The 20,656-nt window shown below is 66.4% G+C and carries 13 protein-coding genes and 1 pseudogene; 4 read left to right on the top strand and 10 right to left on the bottom strand.

Translation table 11 applies throughout. The features are described from left to right. The first annotated feature begins 1 nt into the window (after nt 1). Nucleotides 2-1,057, top strand: coding sequence for an acetamidase/formamidase family protein (locus tag AADZ78_RS26550; RefSeq protein WP_085252443.1), 1,056 nt, complete (start codon nt 2-4; stop codon nt 1,055-1,057). A 95-nt stretch (nt 1,058-1,152) separates the two neighbouring features. Here the strand turns inward: AADZ78_RS26550 and AADZ78_RS26545 are convergent, their stop codons facing one another. From AADZ78_RS26545 to AADZ78_RS26535, 3 genes are all read right to left on the bottom strand, one after another. Continuing rightward, nucleotides 1,153-2,925: an acyl-CoA dehydrogenase family protein gene (locus tag AADZ78_RS26545; RefSeq protein ID WP_085252442.1), complete on the bottom strand. Its 1,773-nt coding sequence runs from the start codon at nt 2,923-2,925 to the stop codon at nt 1,153-1,155. Nucleotides 2,926-2,949: 24 nt separating this feature from the next. Next, a complete protein-coding gene (locus tag AADZ78_RS26540) occupies nt 2,950-3,468 on the bottom strand; it encodes a hypothetical protein (protein WP_085252441.1) in 519 nt (172 codons plus the stop codon). A gap of 99 nt (nt 3,469-3,567) precedes the next feature. Further along, nucleotides 3,568-4,443, bottom strand: coding sequence for an SGNH/GDSL hydrolase family protein (locus AADZ78_RS26535; protein ID WP_085252440.1), 876 nt, complete (start codon nt 4,441-4,443; stop codon nt 3,568-3,570). A 26-nt stretch (nt 4,444-4,469) separates the two neighbouring features. Here AADZ78_RS26535 and AADZ78_RS26530 point away from each other — a divergent pair, with 26 nt between their 5' ends. Continuing rightward, nucleotides 4,470-5,963, top strand: coding sequence for an arylsulfotransferase family protein (locus AADZ78_RS26530; RefSeq protein WP_139828955.1), 1,494 nt, complete (start codon nt 4,470-4,472; stop codon nt 5,961-5,963). 118 nt (nt 5,964-6,081) lie between these two features. Beyond that, the gene (locus AADZ78_RS26525; RefSeq protein ID WP_204903291.1) at nt 6,082-7,827 is read left to right on the top strand and encodes a transposase; all 1,746 of its coding nucleotides are present in this window, start codon (nt 6,082-6,084) and stop codon (nt 7,825-7,827) included. Between the two features lie 133 nt (nt 7,828-7,960). Here AADZ78_RS26525 and embB read toward each other — a convergent pair whose 3' ends face one another. The 6 genes and pseudogenes from embB to AADZ78_RS26495 all read right to left on the bottom strand — a co-directional run bounded on the left by embB (nt 7,961) and on the right by AADZ78_RS26495 (nt 17,943). Continuing rightward, a complete protein-coding gene (gene embB / locus AADZ78_RS26520) occupies nt 7,961-11,260 on the bottom strand; it encodes an arabinosyltransferase EmbB (protein ID WP_139828954.1) in 3,300 nt (1,099 codons plus the stop codon). Continuing rightward, nucleotides 11,257-14,562, bottom strand: a complete 3,306-nt coding sequence (locus AADZ78_RS26515; protein WP_085252438.1) for an arabinosyltransferase domain-containing protein — start codon at nt 14,560-14,562, stop codon at nt 11,257-11,259. Before AADZ78_RS26515 ends, embB begins: the two co-directional genes overlap by 4 nt. A gap of 58 nt (nt 14,563-14,620) precedes the next feature. After that, nucleotides 14,621-15,793 (bottom strand): PPE family protein, encoded by a 1,173-nt coding sequence (locus AADZ78_RS26510; protein ID WP_085252437.1) that lies wholly within the window; start codon nt 15,791-15,793, stop codon nt 14,621-14,623. Between the two features lie 21 nt (nt 15,794-15,814). After that, nucleotides 15,815-16,843 carry a PPE family protein gene (locus AADZ78_RS26505; RefSeq protein WP_085252518.1) on the bottom strand — a complete coding sequence of 343 codons (1,029 nt, stop codon included), beginning with the start codon at nt 16,841-16,843 and terminating at the stop codon, nt 15,815-15,817. Nucleotides 16,844-17,237: 394 nt separating this feature from the next. Next, nucleotides 17,238-17,402, bottom strand: a pseudogene (locus AADZ78_RS26500) (undecaprenyl diphosphate synthase family protein); the annotation flags it as partial. Between the two features lie 187 nt (nt 17,403-17,589). Then, the gene (locus tag AADZ78_RS26495) at nt 17,590-17,943 is read right to left on the bottom strand and encodes a hypothetical protein (protein WP_239656163.1); all 354 of its coding nucleotides are present in this window, start codon (nt 17,941-17,943) and stop codon (nt 17,590-17,592) included. A gap of 427 nt (nt 17,944-18,370) precedes the next feature. Between AADZ78_RS26495 and AADZ78_RS26490 the strand changes: the two genes are divergently transcribed. Next, complete coding sequence (locus AADZ78_RS26490) at nt 18,371-19,696, top strand: cytochrome P450 (protein WP_085252436.1); 1,326 nt, start codon at nt 18,371-18,373, stop codon at nt 19,694-19,696. 190 nt (nt 19,697-19,886) lie between these two features. Here AADZ78_RS26490 and uppS read toward each other — a convergent pair whose 3' ends face one another. Beyond that, nucleotides 19,887-20,642, bottom strand: a complete 756-nt coding sequence (gene uppS / locus AADZ78_RS26485) for a polyprenyl diphosphate synthase (protein ID WP_085252517.1) — start codon at nt 20,640-20,642, stop codon at nt 19,887-19,889. Nucleotides 20,643-20,656 lie beyond the last annotated feature (14 nt).

Genomic DNA, 20,656 nt, shown 5'->3' with positions numbered 1-20,656 from the left:
GATGCCGCCCCTACACACCGGCACCGGTGACATCCGGGGCGACAAATATCTCAGCGCCATGACGGGCGCCCTGCGCTGGGGCCGATTGCCATGTGCCGGCGAAACCCCGGTCGTGACGCTAAACAGCGGCCAGACCATCACCGTCGACACGGTCAGCCACGAAGGACTGCTGGACGACCAGGGCGCCGATCCCGTCACGTTCTTCGGCGAATACGGCATCGCGCACAACGAAATCCTCGATGACGTGCGCGAACTCGCCGGTGCATCGTTGGTACGCAACGGCGACGACGGGCCACACGTGGTCCTCGGGCCGATTAGCATCGCCGGCGCTCGCCCTGGAGACGTGTTGTGCGTGGAGCAACTCGGGCTCACCCGTCGCGTCGACTACGGCATCATCAGCAACCGCCACGGCCTGGGTGTGCTGGCTGGCGAAATGCCCGAATCCTCGGATTTGGTTTGCGTCCTGGGTCGTGTCGGCACCGACGAGCGCGCCCACATCGCGCTGGCGACCGGGCGTCAGCTGCGGTTCGACCTGAGACTGCAACTGGGCCTGGTGGGGGTCACGCCCGGTGACGGATGCGCGCGGTCGTCGACCCCACCCGGGGACTACGGGGGCAACCTCGATATCCGCTACCTGGGCGTGGGCAGTGCGCTGTTGCTGCCTGTGCAGGTGCCGGACGCCGGGTTGTATCTGGGTGACCCGCACTTCGCGCAGGGCAACGGGGAGGTCGCCCTCACCGCGTTGGAAGCGCCGCTGCGGGCGGACCTTCGGGTGACGGTGCTGTCCGATCGTGATGCGCGTCGGCTCGCGCAGGTGTTGGCCTCGCCGTGGGCGCAGACGTCGACGCACACCATCCTGGTGGGTCTGGGCGGGACCCTCGACGAAGCCATGCGGGATGGTGTGCGGCGCGCGCTGGCGTACGTGTGTGAGGTGACCGGTGCAGACCGCGCGTCGGCGTTGGCGTTCTTGTCGGCGGCCGCCGACTTCGAGGTGTCGCAGGCGGTCAATGGCGTTGTCGGGGTGCATTGCCTGCTGCGGACGTCAGATCTGCGCTAGCTTTCTCCGGCGAGCAGACGCAAAAGCGCCCTGGAACGGGCGTTCCAGGGCGCTTTTGCGTCTGCTCGCGAGGGGGGAGGTGCCCCCTGCTCGCGCTACAAACTGAACGCCCCGGCCACGAGTTCGTCGAAACGGTCCAGCGCGTCATCGGAGTCGGCGTCGATGCCGCGCAGCGGCCCGCACTCGGTGAGATAACGCCGCGCATAGAGCCGGGCGACGAGGGCCTTGCGGTCGGTGCCGCGGGTCTCGCGCTCCCACGCGGCCTGCTCGGTGAGCAAAGCACCGGCATATACGTCGCCCATGAATTGGGCGAGCGGGAATAGCCGCGCCTCGGCGACTTCTCGGTCGAGTTTGGTCCACGCGGTGATCGCCGCGTGGAGGTCCTCGATGCGCTCGGCCACCAGCCGTGTGATGTCGTCATCGCCGGAGACCGATACCGCGTCGCGCAACCGCGCGAGCAGCGTCTCGTGAGCGCGAGTCTGCTCGATGCCTCGGCGTACGTCGAGGCACAGGATGTTGTCCGGCCCCTCCCAGATCGTGTTGACCTGCGCATCGCGCAAAAGCCTTGCCACTGGCCAGGTTTCGATGTAGCCGTTACCGCCGTGGATCTCGATCGCATCGGAGGCCATGGTGATCCCGAGCCGGCAGACCTTGAGCTTGGTGACCGGCACCGCGATGCGCTGCCGCATGCCGCGGGGTTGACGGTGGTTGGTGGCTCCGGTGCCGTCGAACACCAGCGCAAGTGCGGCTTCGACGTCGACGATCATCTCGGCCAGCTTGCGGCGCATCAGCGGCTTGTCGATCAGCGCGCCGCCGAACGCCCGGCGCGCCCGGGCGTAGCACAGCGACTCCACCAGGGCGCGGCGCGCGTTTCCCAGCGCGAACAAGGCGATGCCCAACCGCGCCGCGTTGGTCAGCTCCATCATGCGGGCCAAACCCTTGCCGTCGGACGGGCCCGTGTCGCCGCTAGGTTCACCGGACAGCAGAAATGCCTCGGCGTCGACGAATTCGATCTCGCCCGAGGCAACCGAGCGGGTACCGAGCTTGTCCTTGAGGCGACGGATCCGCACCCCGTTGCGAGAGCCGTCCCGGCGGGTGCGCAGCACCAGAAAGGTCGCAACGCCACGCGTCGAGTCGGGAGCGCCCTCGGGTTTGGCCAGCACGACGAATGCCTCTCCGGCACAGTTGGACGCAAACCACTTGAAGCCGTTCAACTGCCACGCGTCCCCGCTGTGTCGAGCCGTTGTCTCCAGCGCACCCAAGTCCGAGCCGCCGGTCCGCTCGGTGAGCAGCTGTGCCGTTTCGCCCGCCCACTCCCCGGATTCAAACTTGGCCAGGACGTGGTCTCGCACGTCGGCCGGCGCGTAGGCGGCCACCAGCGACTGCACCATGCCGCCACCGGTGCCCAACGCGCAGCCCATCCCAATATCGGCCTGGTCAAGCAGGTAGTTGGAGGCGAACATCGCCAGTGACGAACTCACGGAGGCAGCCCGCGCCTCGTCGCGCAACGCCTTCTGGGCATCTAGGACCGCGCGTTTGGACTGGGCGAACGAGGGCGGCATGACGACCGCGCTGACGTCGTGTCCCCACCGGTCGTATCGCTCGAGGCGCGGTGGGTTGCGGTCAGTCTCTTCCGCCCAGCGCGCCACCGGGCCGCCCATCAGCTCACCGATGCGGATCAGATGGGGCTCCACGACCGACAGCTCGTCAGGCCTCAGGTAATACGCCAGGGTGGACTGCAACGTGGGATCGGTGAGGTACCAATTGAGACCCACTGCACCGCAATAATTTTCGGTGCGGTAGCGATCGGCTTTCTCGGGAGTCGAGAAGGGTAGCCGGTCCACGGCCTCTGAGTCGTAGTCACTCATTCCGCGACCGTATTACAAATGCCGCTATACCGGGACCACAAATTCGGAGGTGTAGACCTCGGCCGGATCTTGGGAATGCTCATTCGGGCGCTGGATTATCACCCACACGCCCGTCGTGCCCTGCCGAATACCGTCTTGAATGGTCACGGTTCCCCGGCCAGCCTCGTCCAGGTCCAGGCCCGTATACGTGGTTCTCGGAGCCCCCGGACCGCAGGTAGCCGACGACGGCCGTGGCGCCTGGATCAGGCCGACGTCATAGTGCATGCCCGGCTCCGCGGTGTTCACCAGATTCACCTCCGCGACCACGCTGGAGCCGGCTGTGCGTATGACGACCGAGCCGACGGCTTCGGAAACATGAGGCACCTTGGGTGCGAAGTTGGTGCGGCTGAAATCGCAGTGCCGCTGAGTCGCCTGTAATGCAACCCTGGTGCCGCCGTTCGAGCCGGGTGCGGCCGTTGCGGTATTCGCCCCAAAAGCCGCCGCCGAGGAAGTCGCCACAATGATTGCCGCCGCGGAAAACCCGATACTTATCAGCGTGCGCATTGCCCCACCGTCTTAGATTCGGTTTGCCCGACCCGAATTAGATGATTGCCGCCAATTCGCGAATCTAAACCGGGCATTTCCAACCCGGATGAGACACGCTCAGCCGCGCGAGCCGGGCCGGGTAACGTGCTCGGCGAGCGCGCTGCCCACAGCAGCAGCGCCAAAAGCGGTGGGGTGCAAGGGAACCGCGGGAGCCTTCGTTACAAACCCCTCGGTATACCGCTCGGCCGGCGGCGCGCACATGTCGTGGCCGACCGACAGCGGTCTGGTGTCGAAGTAGTCGATCCCCTTTGCGGCGGCAAGCTGTCGTTGCCGGTTGTCGAGCTCGTTGAGCTTGGCCTGCAAGTAGTCGGAGTCATGCGGCAGCACCGGCTGGCCGGGAAAGCAGCCACCAGACCGGATGACGATCCCGTAACCCACCAAGATGATTCGCGCGTGCGGCGCCTTGACGCGGATCTGGTCGATCATCATCGCCCACACCGGGACTTGCGCGGCAATCTGGGTAGAGATCCGGTCGACATCACCAACCACGAACTTGGCGGTGCACGACTTGGGGTTGGGCAATTTGACCTCGCACGCCTGCGCGTCGGAAGCCAACCCGACGTCGTTGGCGCCGATGGTGATCGTGATCAGACCTGTCGTCGCGGCGACCGCGTCGAGTTGGCGGTCAATCAGGCCGCTTTGGGTCTGTTGTTGGCGACTGATGAGGTCCAGGGTGTTCGCGCCGCTGCAGGTGACGTCGACGAACCGGGTCGGCTTGATCCGTCGTGCCAGCACCGACGGGTAGTTATTGGTCGACTTGTTGCATCCGCGCGGTGCGGCCTGGTCCGGCACGCCGGGAGCGGCGGCGACGGAGTCGCCCATGGCGACGTAGTCCAGCGGCTTGGCCGGGCCCGGGCTGGCCGCCGGGAGAGCGGCGCAGCCGACCGCCACCACACCAACTAGCGACGCCACGGCAAGCCGCGTCCAGCCCATGCGTCATAGTGTGACAACCTAGCCGGGTGGCAAGCCAATTCGGGTTATCGCGGCGTCGGTTCGGTATCGCAGCGGGTGCTTTCCTGACAGCCGGGACAGCGGGCGGCCTGGCCGGGTGTAGTTCACGCGACAACAAGTCAGCGACACAGACGTCGGCAGCTTCCGGTGCAGCGCCGGCTACCGAGGTGTCGGCGCAGTCGCTGGGCTACACCGTCAACGTGAACAAGCCCGGTGCGCCCGGGTACATCTTCTTCGTCTCCGGAATGACGGCCGCCAATCCCGGCACCGCCAGCCGCCCCGCCATCCTCGTGATTGCCGACAGGACCGGAAAAGTGGTGTGGCAACGCCAAACGCCGGCCGGCCAGAGCGCCGGTAACCTGCGGGTCCAGAGCTATCAAGGCAAACCGGTGCTCACCTGGTGGCAGGGCCTCAAGCAAGGAAGCCACGGGCTTGGCGCCAGCTACATCGCCGATGCGCACTACAACGTGATCAGCGCGTTGACACCCGGTGGAGATCTGGCGTCGGATGTCCACGAGTTCCGGCTCATCCCGGATGGGCGCGCCCTGATCACCTCCTACCAGGAGGTGACGACCGACCTGACGGCCATCGGTGGGCCCCGCGACGGCAAGATCTACAACTGCATCGCATCGGTGGTGGATGTGGCGTCCAAAAAGACGCTGTTCCAGTGGGACGCGCTGAGCCACGTGCCGGTCGCCGACTCGCCGGAAAAGTACACCGCCGGCAGTGTGCTGGATCCCTACCATATGAACGCGATCGCGCTGGATCCCGCGGGCAATCTGGTGATCAGCATGCGTGCGCTGTCCACTGTGTTCAATGTCGATCCCCGCACCGGTGCCATCAATTGGCAACTCGGGGGGAAACATTCGACGTTCGAGCTCGGTGACGGGGTCGACTTCGCCTATCAACATGACGCCGAGATGCCAGATGCGAACACGGTGACGTTGTTCGACAACCACTTTGAAGGCGACGCGGGGCAAACGAGCGGCGGATCGGTGCCGACCAGCCTGAAATGGATCCACCTGGATTTTGCCGCCCGTCGGGCCACGCTCATCCGGGCGCAAACCCACCCCGACAAGCTCAGCACCGGCGCCATGGGCAATCTGCAACAGCTACCGGACGGCAACACCTTCTCGAGTTGGGGTACCGCCCTCCACATCGCCGAGTTCACTGGAACGGGCGAGATGGTTTACGACGCCACCCTCACCGGAGGCACCTACCGCGCGTTTCTCAACGATTGGGCCGGCGATCCCGTCGACCCACCGCAACTGACTTTCACCGACGACACCGCACACGCGGTCTGGAACGGGGCCACCGCGGTGCGGCAGTGGCGGCTGCTGCACGGGCCCGAAAGTAATGCCATGACAATGCTTTCCACCGTGGACTGGGCGGGATACGACACCCCGATACCGCTGAGCGGAAGCAAGGACGGCTACTACCAACTGCAGGGCCTGAACGCCGGCGGTGCCGTTATCGCCCAGACGGTGCCCATTACGCGCTAGCCCGTGCGCCGAGCCTGCGGCCAGCGCGCCCCGGATCGGGCTGTTGCGAAATAGGTAGTTAGTACGGCTATTGGGTTTGGTCCTGTGTTGTAGGCATGTCTTGCCTGGGGTGGGGTTGATGGTCGACGAAGATTGGTTGGTGGCCAAGGGTTATCGACCGGTGGATCGCGATCAGCAGTTCTTGTTGCCGGAGAATATGCGGGATTGGTTGCCCGAGTCGGATCCGGTGTGGCTGGTGATCAAGGTGGTGGCGGGGCTGGATACCTCGGGTGTGCATGCCCAGCGGCGTGTCGGTGGGACGGGCCGGGCTGGTTATGACCCGGATATGTTGTTGACGTTGCTGATTTGGGCGTGGGCCCAGGGGGTGCGGTCGTCGCGGGTGATCGAGCGGTTGTGTCAGCGTGATGTGGCTTTTCGGGTCATTTGCGCTGGTGATGGGCCAGATCATGTGACGATTGCACGGTTTCGGGCCCGGGCTGCTGGGGCCTGTGAGGATTTGTTCGCCCAGGTGTTGGCGTTGTGCGCGCGGGTGGGGATGGGCCAGTTGGGGGTGGTGGCCATCGATTCGGTCAAGATCGCCTCGGATGCCTCGATAGCGGCCAACCGCACCGAAGACGGGCTGGTCAAGGCGGCGGCCCAGCAGGCCGCGGTCGATATGGACAAGGCCCGTAAGCTCGCCGCGGCCGCCGCAGCCGAGCACGCTGCTGCTGATGCGGCCGAGGATGCCTTGTACGGGCCGGATCGTCGTGGTGATGAGCTGCCTGCCGATCTGGCCGATCCCCGCACCCGGGCCGCCCGTATCGCTGAGGCGCTCGCAGAACTCAAGGCCGGCACCGGTGCCGGTGGAGGCGACCGCCAGGGCGTGCAGGAGCGTCGCCGCCAACGCGACGCCGATCGCGCTGCCAAGCGCCAGGCCTTCCTGGCCGACTACCAGGACCGGCGCGCCCGCGGAATCCGGTGCGGCCCACCGCCGGCTGAGATCCGCGTGGAGGTTCTGACCCAGAGCCTGGCCAGGGAGAAAGCCCGGGTGCAGGCCCGCAATGATGCCTGGGCGGCCCGACCGTTCCGGGGTGGGCACACCCCTGGACCGGTCGAGGAGGATGTTTTCGTCAAACGCAAGCAAGCCGCCCTGGACCGGGCGATCGCGGAGCGCGCCGCCGCCGAGCAGGCTGCCGCCGAGCGCGCCGCCGCGCAGCGCGCCGCCGCCGAGCAAGGCAGTGCACCGGCCGGTGGGGGCCCTAAACGCAATATCACTGATCCGCAGTCACGGATGATGCCGCTGCGGGGCGGGGGCTGGGTGCAGGGCTACAACTGCCAGGCCGCCACTAGCAGCGACGGGCTGATCATCGCGACCAGCGTGGGCAGCAATCCCAGCGATGCCACCGCCTTTGACACGATCATGAACAAATCCGTGGACGCCGCTGCACTCATCGACGCCCACCGCCCTGACAGCGCCGAGGCCCAAGACACCCAGGGCGGGATCGGTACCGTTCTCGCCGATGCCGGCTACCTGAGCACCGACAACCTCACCATGGCCGGACCGGACCGGCTCATCGCAGTCGGTAAGACCCGTGACCTGGCGCTGGCCGCCCGCCAGGACCCCGCTAGCGGGCCACCCCCGCCGGATGCCACCCCGATCGATGCGATGGCGCACCGGCTGCGCACCCCCGAGGGACACGCCATTTATAAGCAGCGCAGTCATATCGCCGAAACCCCGTTCGCCCACGCCAAGCACAACCTTGGGTTCCGCCGCTTCACCAGCCGCGGAATCGACAGAGCCGCAGCCGAATTCAGCTTCCACGCCCTGGTGCACAACCTGATGAAAGCCATCACCGCCGGCGCCCTGACCCACGCCTTCAGCTAAGCGGCAACCCCCCAGAGTCAGCAATCACCAACCTCGACCAAGTCAAGGCCCCACACGCCACACCCGTCGCAGCCGATTCCGCAACAGCCCGGGATTGGCCGCACTGAGCGCAGGCTCGATGAGTCCGTGACGTCTAGGGTCCGATCCGGATCTTGCCGGGCGACCACAGCCCGCTGCGGGTCGCGGTGCCCAACTCCAGCTGCGCGGGAGGCGCATCGACCAGGGTGTCGAACTTGCGCAGCGACCCCCAGTCACGTGCCCAGTCACGCGACAGGTAGGTGGCCATCACGTGAGCCCGCAACAGCAGGTCGGTGATGCCGAGCAGACCGCCGTTGGTGCCGTCCTCCCACGTGTCGGTGTCCAGCTTCTTGGCCGAATAGTCGGGCGTGATACGGAATTTCGGGATCTCGGTGACGCCGTTGACGTGCAACATCGGCTGCTGGCACGGGAACGCCAGCCCTACGGCCCAGTCCAGCAGCACGGGCTGCGTCGAGCCGACGTATTCCTGCACCGAGCGCAGGTCTGGCACCCGCGGCGGGGTTATCGCGATCCAGTCTTCCGGCGTCAGCGACAAGTCCTCTGCCACCACCCGGACCGCGACGGCATCAGACGGCATCTTGTCGCGGGCAAAGCGCAGGTTGCGCCACGCCTTGGGCTGTTCCCCATACAGGTCATCAGGCACCATCCGCCCGGCCGGCACGATATCGCCGTTGGCCCCGGGCTTTCCGTATTCCAGCACCACGGTCTGGCCGGGGGTGTAGTGGTGCAGCACGCTGTTGCCGGCGATCTTGCCCGCCGCGGTGATCACCACGAGTGGATGCCCGTCGTCGGGCTTGGGCAATTGATACCACGCCGATAGGAGCCTGCTCTGCTGTTGCGCGCCGGTGGTGTAGGTGCCGGCCAACGGAACCCGTGCGGGATCAAGCTGGTACGGCAACGGCACCGTGGATCCATTGATGCCTGGAGTCGTGAGCTTGGTAGGCGCGTCCCAGTCATAGTCGGTGCCGGGCTGGTTGGGTTTCATCACAATCGCCTCGGCGACGGTGTGTTCCGGCACGCCGTTGGGTGTGAAGCCCACCGGGTTAACACCACCCAGCGGTCCCAGCGGGCCGTAATCGCCGGGAAGCGGCGTCATGAAACCCGAGTTGGGGTCTGGTTCGACGAGCACGTCGTCGGCCAGCCCGCAGCCGCCGGTAAACGCCCGCAGGTTGGACCAGCCGTTGGAGTAGGTCGGGTATTGTCGCACGATCCCGATCCCCATTGAGGCGACGAACACCAGCGCCATGAAGCCGGCCGCGAAGGGTATGGGCGCCTGAGTCAGGGTTCGGGTCAGCCGTCCCTCCCCGGCGCCACGGGGCGCGAAATGCAACCACGCCGCATAGATCGCGGCGATCGCGAACAGAACGAAAAAGATTGCGCTGACCTTCATTCCAGCGATCTTCGGCATGGTGCTGTTGAACGGCACGCCGTAGCTCGAGACGTACCACCAGCCGTTGGTGGTGGCAAAGCACAACGCCAGCATGAAGAACAGCGCCGCCAGGAACGCCATCCGGTTGCGCGACCAGCGCAACACCTTTGGTGATACCAATACCGTTGTAAGCGCGGCCATCGCGGCCCCCACCGCGGCGAACAGCCCGAAGTGGTGGACCCACTTGGTGGGGGTGAACATCAGGAAGAACATGGTGGCGAAGATGACGCCCATCAGCCGCCACGCCGGGCCGCGGGCCACACCGGGAATTCGCTTGCGCCGCAACATGATAAACATCGCCGTAAACAGGCACAGCGCGGTGATCAGGAAGCCGAACCGGCGCGACAGCGACCCGTCGACGGTAGGCAGGATGAGGTAGTAGTAGCGCAGGTTCTCGGTGTACCACGCCTGGCTGGGCCCGATCTTGGTGCGAATCCTGGTGGCTTCCAACACCGTTGACAGAGTCTGGTCGGCGAACACCACGGTGAGGATTACGGTGCCGGCGGCCAGCATCGGCGACACCAACGGCAACGTGCCGACCAGACGATGACGGCGCACCAAGATCCGCAGCATCGGACGGCCACCGGCCACCAACGCGGCCACGGCGATCAGGCCGGTGGGCTGGACACCGAGCGTGAACGCGGCGGTCACGACCGCCAGCGCCGCCGGCGTCAACCGGCTGTACCGCATCGACCGTTCGATCAGCACGTAAGTGACCAGCGAGCCGAGCGCGATGATGCCCTCCGGACGAAGGCCGTTGTTGAACGGCATCCACGCGGTCAGCAGGACCATGCCCGCCGCCCAATTCGCGGCCTTGCTCGCGGACACGGCCGGCCCGAGCCGCGGCAGCACCTCACGCGACAGCAACAGCCAGCACACCAGCCCGGCGACGAGGTCCGGCAACCGCATCCACAGGCTGTTATCGCTGACATGGGTCATCAGCGCCAGCAGGTTGTAGTACCAGCCGAAGGGGTCCTCCGGGCTGCCGAACCAACGGAAGTAGTTGGACATGTAGCCGGCGTGGTCGGCGACCCGCGCCATGCCCAGGATGTAGCCGTCGTCTGAAGAGTTCGCGCCGATGATGTGCCAGAGCAGGAACGCGGATATCACCACGGCGTCGGCCAGGGTGAACGTGCGCCAGTTCGCTGGAATCCAGCGGCGCATTCGGTGGCCGTCCAGCTGGTCGAGGTGCCAGAGCGCGATCAGTGCGACGACGGTGGCCACGATGGCACCGATCATCGCCGCGAGTTTCAGCGTCGTTGGGGCGGTGGAAAACCGAGTGTCGATGGTCGCCGACAGACGCAGCCCCGGCGGCGCGGGACCGGTCAGGTCCGTGAACACCCCGACGATCTGCGGGCGCAGGTTCGGGTCGGGGAAGCCGCTGCGCAGCGGTGCGCCGCTGGGGTCTTTGAGCCCGACGAAGGTCGCGAAGGTTCCGGCGTGGGTCGAGGTGATCTCGATGTTTGAACATCCCGGCGCATTTGCGCCGCCGACCACCTGGTCGCGTGGCACGGACAGGATCACCACGTTGCGGTCGGTGACATCGACCCGCTGAGCGCTGACGACCACGAACAGCGCCTGCAGGTTGGCGTCCTTGCCCTGCTTGGGTGCGGTGCCGAGGATCACGCCGCCCGCCGGGGGCATCGTGCGCACGATGCTGCATGGCACGGTGGCCGTAAAGTCGACCGGCGTCAGCGAAATCAGCGGCGACGTCACACTGCTGAACTGGCCGTTTTGCGGCCAGTTCAGCATCGCGGTGGTCTGCACGACGGGCAGCAGTGGCGTCGCCACCGACAACACGAACCCGATCAGCCCGGCGATCGTCGCCACCCAGCGTGTCACCCGCACGTCGCGGGCCACGTTCGTCCCGCGAGCTGGGGGCACGTTCCCCCCGCGAGCAGACGCAAAAGCACCCGAAATCGCCCGATTTGGGGTGCTTTTGCGTCTGCTCGCGCTTTGTGTCATGGGAGGGCCCTAATCGGTCCTTGCCGGCTCCAGCCGGGGACGACGGTCACGCCCTGTTGAACGACGGCCTCGGGCGCCTGATCGGCCGGCACCAGGCGGTAGTACTGCTCGACCGATCCCCAGTCGCGATACCAGTCACCGCTCAGATATGTCGAGATCGTCGAGGTCCGCAGCAGCGCCTGGGTGAACAGGAACGGCCCGCCGGTCGAAGCGGACTGCCATAGGTTCGACGACACCGCGGTCTGCTTGTGGTCGGGCAGGATGCGGTATTGCGGCAGCTCGGCAATGCCAAGGTGCTCGGAGAACGGCCGCTGGCACGGGAAGTTCGCCGCGGTCGCGATGTCCATCAACACCGGGGTCTGCGATCCGATCAGTTGTTGCAGTGACTCCAGTTGCGGCACCCGTGGGGGAGTGAACGCAAACCATTGCTCTGAGCTCAGGTTCGGGTCGTAAGCCACAACGCGCGCCACGTTGGCCTCCGGCGGGGCCCAGGCCAGCGGGAACCGCAGGTTGCGCCATGCCGGTTGCGGTCCAAGGTCGATCGGGAACACCTCACCGAGTGGCTGGATGCTGCCGTCGGGACGGGCGAGGCCCCACTGCAGCTTCAGCGACTGACCGTAGACGAAGTCGCCGTCCTCTTTATAGGACCAAATCTCGCCGGCGGCCGCGATCGCGACGATCGGCTGGGCCGCGATGTGCGCCTTCCAATTCGCGGGCAACTGGTACCAGGCCGAAGTGGCCCGCGCCGCCAAGGTGTTCTCCCCGTAGCTGCCCATCACCGGGGTGCGTGCGGGATCCAGCCCGAACGGCAACGCCGCGTGCGATCCGTTCACTCCGACCGGGCCCTTGCCGCCGGCGGTGCCGGCCGAGTCACTGATCGCGGCGTTGGGCTTGTTGGGTGACGCGTCGGAATTGACCACTCCTGGCTTGCTCACCACCGGGTCGGACTGCAGGTCATCGCCTACCCCCTCGGGTTTGAAGCCGATGGGATTGATGCCGCCCAGCGGGCCAGCGGGTCCGAATTCCTGGCCCGGAACCGGTTGCAGCATGCCGGCATTGGGGTCGGGTTCGGCCAACACGTCGTCGGCCATGGCGCAGCTGCTTGGTGAGAGCTCGGTCCGCAGCGCGGCCAGGTTGGCCTTGGCGGTGGTGTACAGCGGATAGCGGAACACCGCGCCCTTGGTCATCGAACCGACCTCGCCCAGGACCATGATCACCGCGACCACCAGCAGCGGCGTGGAGGCGAGAATCCGGTTGCGTCGGTTGTCCTTGACCTCGGTGTGCCCGGCGTAGTCCATGCGGAAGTGGTACCAAGCGGCCAGCAAGCCGGTGAAGACCGACAGCGCCAGGAACATCGATGTCACCGGACGGCTGGCGATCACGGGCTTGATGTCGTACCACGGCACCCCGTAGTTGCCGACGTAGAACCAGCCGTTGATGCCCGACGTTGCCCACGCCAGCACGAACAGCAGCGCCGTGACATACAGCGCCAGGTTGCGGCGGCTGTGCAGGCCGATCCGGGCGACGGTGAAGGCGGTGACCGCACCCAGGGCGCCCGCGAGTCCGGCGAACGCGCCGAATTGGATGGCCCACTTTGTGGGGGTGAACGTCAGCAGCAGCAGGCCGATTGCGGTGGTGCCGATCAGCCGCCAGGTCGGACCGCTGGCCAAACCCGGTACGTGGCCGCGCCGTAGCAGCACGGCCAGCATTCCGAACATGCAGAGCAACAGCACCAGTACGGCGAACCGCCGTGACATCGACCCGTCCGCGTTGCTCTCGACGGTGAGGAAGTAATAGCGCAGGAAGTCCTGGTACCAGGCGATCGTCGGCCCGACCTTGTACTTGATGCGTGCCGATTCGGCGACCGTGGCCAGCGTTTGACTGCGAAACACCACCACGATGATCAGCGACCACGCCGCCGCCAGCACCACCAGCGGTGCCAGCAACCCGTCAGTGTCCCGCCGGCGGCGGATGACCTGTGCGACCGCGCGGGCGCCCGCCAGCAGCGCTGCGATGGCGATTAGCCCCTGGGGAGCCAACGTCGCGGTGAGCATCGCGACGATGATGGCGACCGCGGCCGGGGCCAGCCGTCGCAGCGCGATCGCGCGTTCCACCAACGCCCAGGTGACCAGTACGCCCAGGGCGATCAGCGGCTCGGGCCGAAGGCCGTTGTTGAAGGGCAGCCACGCGGCCACGAACACCGCGCCCGCGGTGAACACGGCGACCCGATTGGAAGCCAAACCACCCTTTCCGGGCCCCAGCCGCCGCACCACGAAGCGGCTAATGAGCAGCCAGCATGCGATCCCGGCCAGCGTTGCGGGCACGCGCATCCAGACACTCGCGGTGCTTACCGTGGCCAGCTGTGCCAGCATCGAGGCGTACCAGTCGAATGGTGCCTCCGTCGTTCCGAAGTACCGGTAGTAGTTGGCCACGTAGCCGGCCTGCGGCGCGATCCGGGCAATCGTCAGGTTATAGCCATCATCCGACGAGAGCGCGCCGACGACATGCCAGAGCAGCAGCGTGGCGATCACGCCGGCGTCGGCGAGCCAGGTTGCGAAGCCGGCGCGCCAGCTCTGCAGCCAGGAGACCGGCGAGCGCCAATAGCTGGCGCCGCGGCTCTGCCGGTCCAGGGCGGCTAGCGCGATGATGGCGGCCAGGACCGCCAGCGCGCCCAGCCCCATCGCGGTGAGCTTGATGGTGGTGGGCGCCGTGATGAACCGGGTGTCGACGTCGATGCGGGCCGACAACCCGGGCTGCGGGGGCACTTTCAGGTCCGTGAAAATCCCGCCGACCTGCGGCTTCTTCTCAGGGGACAGTTTTCCGGTGGCCCCTGGGATGCCGGCGAAGTCCGCGCCCGCGCCGCCCGCGTCAGCCCAGATGTGCAGGACGCTGCAGGCGCCGGAGGCGACCGCCGCGCGAGGTGCGACCGCGGCCACCGAGTCCCGGAACGCGACGACGATCGTGTCCTTGTTGGCACGGACGAACAGCCCGTGCTTGCCGGTATCCACGCCGCCGGACGGGAGGGTGGACAGCACCAGGCCGCCGTCGGCGGGCAGGGTGGTCATCGCCGAGCAGGGGATGGAGACGTCCAGCGCCCGTGGCGCCCCGGACACCAGCGGTGCGGTGATCTGGGAGACGCTGGTGCTGCCCGGCGTACTGCCCTGAGGCCACAGGATGGTCGCCGTCGTCTGTTTCACCGGAAGCAGCGGGACCACGGCGCACAACAGCAGACCGGCGAATCCCGAGACGACGGCTATCAAGCGGGCGATCCGATGGGATCGCGCATTACCGTCGTGGGGCACGAGGCTCGATCGTAGGCGACGGTCCTGAGTGGTCTTTGGACGCAGGGCCGTGATCGAGCTATCCCGCGAACGGTGGGCGGGTCATCACGGTGGGGCGAAACCCGTAGCGGGGCCCGCTACCTGCCGCGCCCGCACCGGCACCGGCCAATGGCATGCCACCCAACAAGTTGCCGGCCCCGCCGACGTCCGGGGGCTCGACGATCTGGTCCACCCGCAGCAGCGGCGGGCGGACCGCGGACGGTGCCGGGCCCGACCCGGCCCACGCGGGCGGAACCGACAGCTTGCCGACGCCGGCCGCGTTGCCCAGACCCGCCGCTACCGGTCCTGCGCCGCCCATCGACGCCGCGCCGCTCGCGGCGGCAGCCGCCGGCGCCGCCGCGGCGGCGTCGGTGACTTCGGGGCCGATCATTCCCATCGCCCGCGCCGAGGTAATCAGGCTGTTGCCAATACCGATGCCGAAATACGGCAGGCCCGTGGTGTTATACAACAGCTGTGACACGGGTAGGTACCAGTTCATCAGCCACTGCAGCCAGCCCGGTGTGGGGGACGCTCCAGCGGCAGCGAAGATCGACGAGATAGGCGACGACAGGCCCTGCAACGCACTGGGGAGCGCGGAAAGCAATTGCGACAGGGTGGATTCGACCGCGCCGGCCGCAGTGCCCACGGACTGGGCGACCGCGGCGCCCTGCACGGCCGAGGCGGCCGGGCTGGCGGTCTGGGGCGGCGCGGCAAACGGGGTGACCGCGAGCGCGCGCGCCGATGAGCCGGCGTAGCCGTACATCGCCATGGCGTCTTGGGCCCACATTTCGCAGTATTGGGCTTCATTGGCGGCGATCGCCGCGGCGTTGAGGCCCAACACGTTGGTCGAAACCAACGACGTCAGGGCAGCGCGGTTGGCCGCGATTAGGGGTGGGGGCACCACCGACCCAAACGCGGCTTCAAATGCCGCCGCAGCCGCGGCGGCCTGTTTGGCCGCCTGCTGAGCCTGGGCCGCCGTCGTGCTCAGCCACGCCACGTAGGGTGTCACCGCCTCGGCCATCGATGCCGAGGCTGGACCGAGCCACTCCTCGCTGCTGAGCGTTGTGACCACCGCGTCGTAGTCGGCGGCGGCCGCAGTCAACTCCGCGGCCAGCCCGTTCCACGCCGATGCGGCGGCCAGCATCGGCGCCGACCCTGGGCCGGCGTACATCCGCGCAGAGTTTACTTCCGGCGGCAATGCTCCGAAATCCATTCGTTGTCAACCTCTTTCGCGTTACCCGGCGGCCACCGGACGTTGCATGACAGTGGGACTGAACCCTTGCCGCCGGTAGGCGAAGTTGGCGGTGCGCTGCAAGCCCCTCGTCGGGACACCCCGAAGCAAGCTCGCCGTCGTGTTCGCAGTGGCGGGCTGAACCACAGTGCTCGAAGTCACCGCGGTGTCGACTGCCGGTACCGGAGGCGACGGGGTCCAACTCGGCGGCACCGACATCCGGCCGATCTTGACGGCCTGGCTGAGGTTCGCCGCAACCGCTATTTCACCCCAGCGCGCCGCAACTGGGCCGATACTCGCAGCGGCCGTGACCGCAGCGCCCGCGCCGGCCGGTGTTGCAGCTCCAGACGGTCCGAACATCAGGGCCTGCGCCACCTGGAGGGCGTTCAGCGTGAGGCCGCCGCCGTCGTAGACGAATCCTTCGGCGATCGCTAGCGCTCCGAGCACGGCGATCCATTCGGCAGGCGAAAGGTTGGCCCATTCGGCCTGGCCGGCCCCGGCAGCCAGGCTGGCAATAGCTGGTGGCGGCGTGAACGGAGGCAGTATCGAGGCAAGCGCCGAGGACCCGGCATATTCGTGCATGGCGGCGGCGTCCTGTGCCCACATCTCGGCGTACTGTGCCTCAGTCGCAGCGATCGCCGGTGTGTTCTGGCCGAAGAGGTTGGTCGCGACCAGCGTCAGCAGCAAAGCGCGGTTGGCGGCGATGACCGGTGGGGGTATCGTCATCGCGAACGCCGCCTCGTAGGCCGCCGCGGCAGCTCTCGCCTGCAAGCCTGCCGCTTCTGCCAGGGCGGCGGTAGCGTTCAGCCAGGCGACGTGGGGCCCCGTGGCGGCAACCATAGCGGCCGACGCTGGGCCAATCCACGCCGAGCTGGTCAGCTCCGAGATCACCGAGCCATAGCCGACCGCCGCAACTGCCAAATCGGAAGCCAGCGCGTCCCAGCTGGACGCCGCGGCCAGCAGTGGCCCTGAGCCCGGACCCGCATACATCCGACCGGAGTTGACCTCCGGGGGCAACGCCCCGAAATCCATCAGCATCGCCTTCACGTAGTTGCCAGTCTCACCGTCCTTCGACAGACAATGTCGCCGGCTGTGAGGCTAAGGCGGGTCTGGCCCTGCCGCCGTACACGATGCAACTGTCGGTGAGGCGAACGCCACGATTCGTCCGTCGGTACGGCGGGGGAACAACCGGCAGCCAACGCTTCCTCGGCCGCTCCGGTTTCATGCCTTTTATGTGCGCAAATACGCAAAATTCCGGGCTTAGGCGAGATCGCCAAACCCACGCCGATGGCCGGCCGCCGGGCATTCGTATCAGGCGGCGCTGACGGTCCTGGAGGGTTTAAAATCTGCCTGAGAATAAGTTGTTCTGCGCAATAGTTGCTAGTAGCAATAGTGCTCTGTGCGGAGCATTTGCTCGCGTCCACACTCAACCCTGGGCAACGGTCCGTCCGCCCAGCCCGCGTTCGCGCCTCGCGTAGTCCGCCAGCGCAATCTCCAGACTGCGGCGGCTGAAGTCCGGCCACAATACATCGCGGACCAGCAGCTTCGAGTACGACGACTGCCGCAGAAAACAATTGGACAGCCGGACAGCCGCCGCTCGCCGCCGGTGCGGATGATGAGGTCGGGGTCTCGCATATCGGGCGCGAACACATAGCTGGCAAACGCCAGGTGCAGGGGGTGGCCGAGGTGTGGACGGTGGCCTTTGTCGGCAACGCCGACGGCGCCGCCGTGCTCGTCGAGCAGCACCACGTGCTCGACAGCAGGGAGGAAGCCGTTCATCAACGCATCAGTGTGGTGATCGATTCCGCCAGGGCCCGCAGATCGTCTGCCGCGCTCGGATCTGGGTTCGCGGTCGCAAGCACGTCCAGCGCGTATCGGTGACGGCGGGCGGCCTCCGCCGCCGCCCACGATCGACCCCCGTGATACCAGCCGGGCACCCGCGTGTCGTCGGTGACCGAAAGTGCGCCCTGGCATGCCGCGCCAAACGACGCACCCGTCTTTTGTTCTGTCATGCGTAGGCATTCCGACAGACTCACGTCGACGCGGTGTACGAAAGCCAAGTCGTTGGCTTCGCGGAGAACGCAATCCATGAAGTCGTCGTGCGGCAGCGGAAAGTCGTGCACCAAATTCACCGCGACGACGGTTGAAATCGCCGCATGTGCGGGGCCACGCGCCGCGCGCACAAGTCAACGTCACTGTGGGTCGTATCGCCTTACCGCCGCCCGCCGGTTTGTTGCCGCCGACGGCGTCCGACCGTCCCAGATGAAAGCCGGCGATACGACGGAACTTAGCCGAAAGGGTGTCAAAGACAACGCGCTTCGTGGGTCGACGAGAAGCGCAGGCGTGAATTGGCTGTGCAGTTTCGGTCATCGACTCCGTTCCGATTCAAACCGCACGAAGCCGGTTTACCGAGATGAGATCAGTGCGGTTCCCTCGTGAGTGCAGGAATTTAGCGCAATGTCAATTGTCTCCTGCCAAATCCCGAGGCGGCGTCCGCCTGGTCGGCTAACCTACGCGGGTGAAAGACCACTTGCGGCGCAGCCAATCGATGGAGAACAAGTGAAGCAGAGATTGCACTGGTTGGCGATGCACGGATTTATCCGGGCAGCCGCAGCGATCGGCGTTCGGCGAGGTGAGTTGCAGGCCAGGTTGCTAGCCGATCCAAGGGCGGTCGACGATCCGGTGCCGCTTTATGAGGAACTGCGGGCCCACGGACCGGTTCTCCGCGGTCGCGTCAGCTACGTGACCGCCGACTATGGCGTTGCCCACGAGCTGTTGCGATCCGACGACTTTCGGGTACTGATGCTTGGCTCGACTCTGCCTGCACCACTGCGCTGGCTGGAGAGCTGGGCGCGCGACGATCTTCTTCATGCGCTGCGGCCACCGTCACTACTCGTCGTCGAGCCGCCGGACCACACCCGTTACCGCAAAACGGTGTCGGCGGTGTTTACCTCCAGGGCGGTCGCCGCATTGCGGGATCGAATCGAGCAGACCGCGGCCAATCTGTTGGAGCAGTTTGCCGGCCAATTTGGTGATTCGGGTGTTATTGACATCGTGGGGCGGTATTGCACGCAGCTTCCGATCATGATTATCAGCGAAGTCCTGGGAGTGCCCGAGCGAGAACGGCGCCGTGTCTTGGAGTTCGGTGAACTCGCCGGGCCGAGCCTCGACATCGGGCTGTCCTGGCGCCAGTACCGGGCCGTGCAGGACGGGATCGCTGGATTGAACCTCTGGCTCGCGCAGCACCTGCGGCAACTGCGGCGTGTCCGGGGTGACAATCTGATGAGTCGGTTGATTCAGACAGCCGAAAGTGGCTCTCCCGAAACACAACTCAGTGAGGACGAACTCCTGGCGATCGCCGGGCTGTTGTTGGTTGCGGGCTTTGAGACCACGGTGGACCTGATGGGAAACGGGATTCGGATGTTGCTGGACGCGCCCGAACACCTGGACACGCTGCGCCAACGTCCGGAGCTGTGGCCGAACGCGGTTGAAGAAATCTTGCGATTGGATTCGCCGGTCCAGCTCACCGCGCGGATTGCGCGCAGCGATGTGGAGGTGGCGGGCACGCGGATAAAGCGGGGTGAGTTGGTGCTGGTCTACCTGGGTGCCGCCAACCGCGACCCGTCGGTATTCCCGGATCCGCATCGCTTCGACATCGAACGCCCCAATGCCGGAAGACATCTCGCGTTCTCCGGCGGGCGCCACTTCTGTCTGGGAGCCGCTCTCGCGCGGGCCGAGGGCGAAGTCGGATTGCGGACGTTCTTCGAGTGCTTCCCCGACGTGCGAGCCGCGGGTGCAGGAAGTCGGAGGGATACCCGCGTACTGCGGGGCTGGTCGACGCTGCCGGTGACCCTGGGGCCGGCGCGGTCGACAGTCACACAATGACGGGCGTGCAGACGGCAGTGGCCGCCGCGACCACCAGCGCTACCATGCTCCCCGCACGCCCGCCTACCGAGCCGCTCCGACGACGCTGATTCACCTCCGGGTCCGACATAGCCTCCCTGACAGATCCGGCAAAGCTTTCCACGTGGTATCCAAGCTCGGGGTAGCCGTTCCGCGGAAACGATGTTTAGCGCTACGGGCTAACCGCTGTGTGGGCGCTGTTCTGCGGGGCGCTCATTTGGCGGTGTGATCTTCCTAGCGTGCGCACGCGATGTCCGAAGTCCGCGAGCGCATTCTCGAAGCATTCGCGGGTGAAGTCGGGCCACAGTTCATCTACAAACAGCAGCTCCGAGTACGCGGAGTGCCAGAGAAAGCCGTTGGACAGGCGCCGGTCCCCGCCGGTGCGAATGATGAGATCGAGGTCGCGCATTTCAGGCGCGAACAGCAGCTGCCGGAATACCTGTTCACCGCCGCCGTGGTAGCGCTGTGCGGCGTCCAGCAGCTCCTGACGGCCCCCGTAGTTGAACCCGAAGAACAGCTCCATTCGGTTGTTGTGCGCAGTGGCCGACTCGGCGCGATCCATCGCGTCAAGCACCGTCTGCGGCAGGCCATTACGCGATCCCACCACCCGCAGCCGGATGCCCCAGGGGCCCAGCAGCTCGATACCGCGATCGAACAGGCTTGCCATGATGGTCATAAGTGTGGCGACCTCGTCGGAGGAACGCATCATGTTATCCGTGGACAACGTGAACACGGAGAGCTGCTCGATGCCGAGTTCGCAGGCGTCGCGAACGCGCTTGATTGCGACCTCACCTCCGGCCAAATGGCCTTCCATCGCGGACAGTCCGCGCTTCGCGGCCCAGCGCGCGTTGCCGTCGGTGTAGAGGGCGACATTACGAGGTCGCGGCTGGGATATCGGAACTGACAGCTGATCGTTGAACTGGTTCATGAATATCGCAATCT

The organism is Mycobacterium riyadhense, assembly GCF_963853645.1.
GTDB lineage: Bacteria > Actinomycetota > Actinomycetes > Mycobacteriales > Mycobacteriaceae > Mycobacterium > Mycobacterium riyadhense.
Note: the sequence above shows the minus strand (reverse complement) of the source record. Positions and strands in the feature narration are given on the sequence as shown.

What these genes read in the sequence shown, in the direction of transcription:
- AADZ78_RS26540 (WP_085252441.1), bottom strand. Translation starts at nt 3,468, where the DNA reads ATGCGCACGCTGATAAGTATCGGGTTTTCCGCGGCGGCAATCATTGTG.
- AADZ78_RS26505 (WP_085252518.1), bottom strand. Translation starts at nt 16,843, where the DNA reads ATGGATTTCGGGGCGTTGCCCCCGGAGGTCAACTCCGGTCGGATGTAT.
- AADZ78_RS26535 (WP_085252440.1), bottom strand. Translation starts at nt 4,443, where the DNA reads ATGGGCTGGACGCGGCTTGCCGTGGCGTCGCTAGTTGGTGTGGTGGCG.
- AADZ78_RS26545 (WP_085252442.1), bottom strand. Translation starts at nt 2,925, where the DNA reads ATGAGTGACTACGACTCAGAGGCCGTGGACCGGCTACCCTTCTCGACT.
- AADZ78_RS26510 (WP_085252437.1), bottom strand. Translation starts at nt 15,793, where the DNA reads ATGGATTTCGGAGCATTGCCGCCGGAAGTAAACTCTGCGCGGATGTAC.
- embB (WP_139828954.1), bottom strand. Translation starts at nt 11,260, where the DNA reads ATGACACAAAGCGCGAGCAGACGCAAAAGCACCCCAAATCGGGCGATT.
- AADZ78_RS26550 (WP_085252443.1), top strand. Translation starts at nt 2, where the DNA reads ATGCCGCCCCTACACACCGGCACCGGTGACATCCGGGGCGACAAATAT.
- uppS (WP_085252517.1), bottom strand. Translation starts at nt 20,642, where the DNA reads ATGAACCAGTTCAACGATCAGCTGTCAGTTCCGATATCCCAGCCGCGA.
- AADZ78_RS26525 (WP_204903291.1), top strand. Translation starts at nt 6,082, where the DNA reads ATGGTCGACGAAGATTGGTTGGTGGCCAAGGGTTATCGACCGGTGGAT.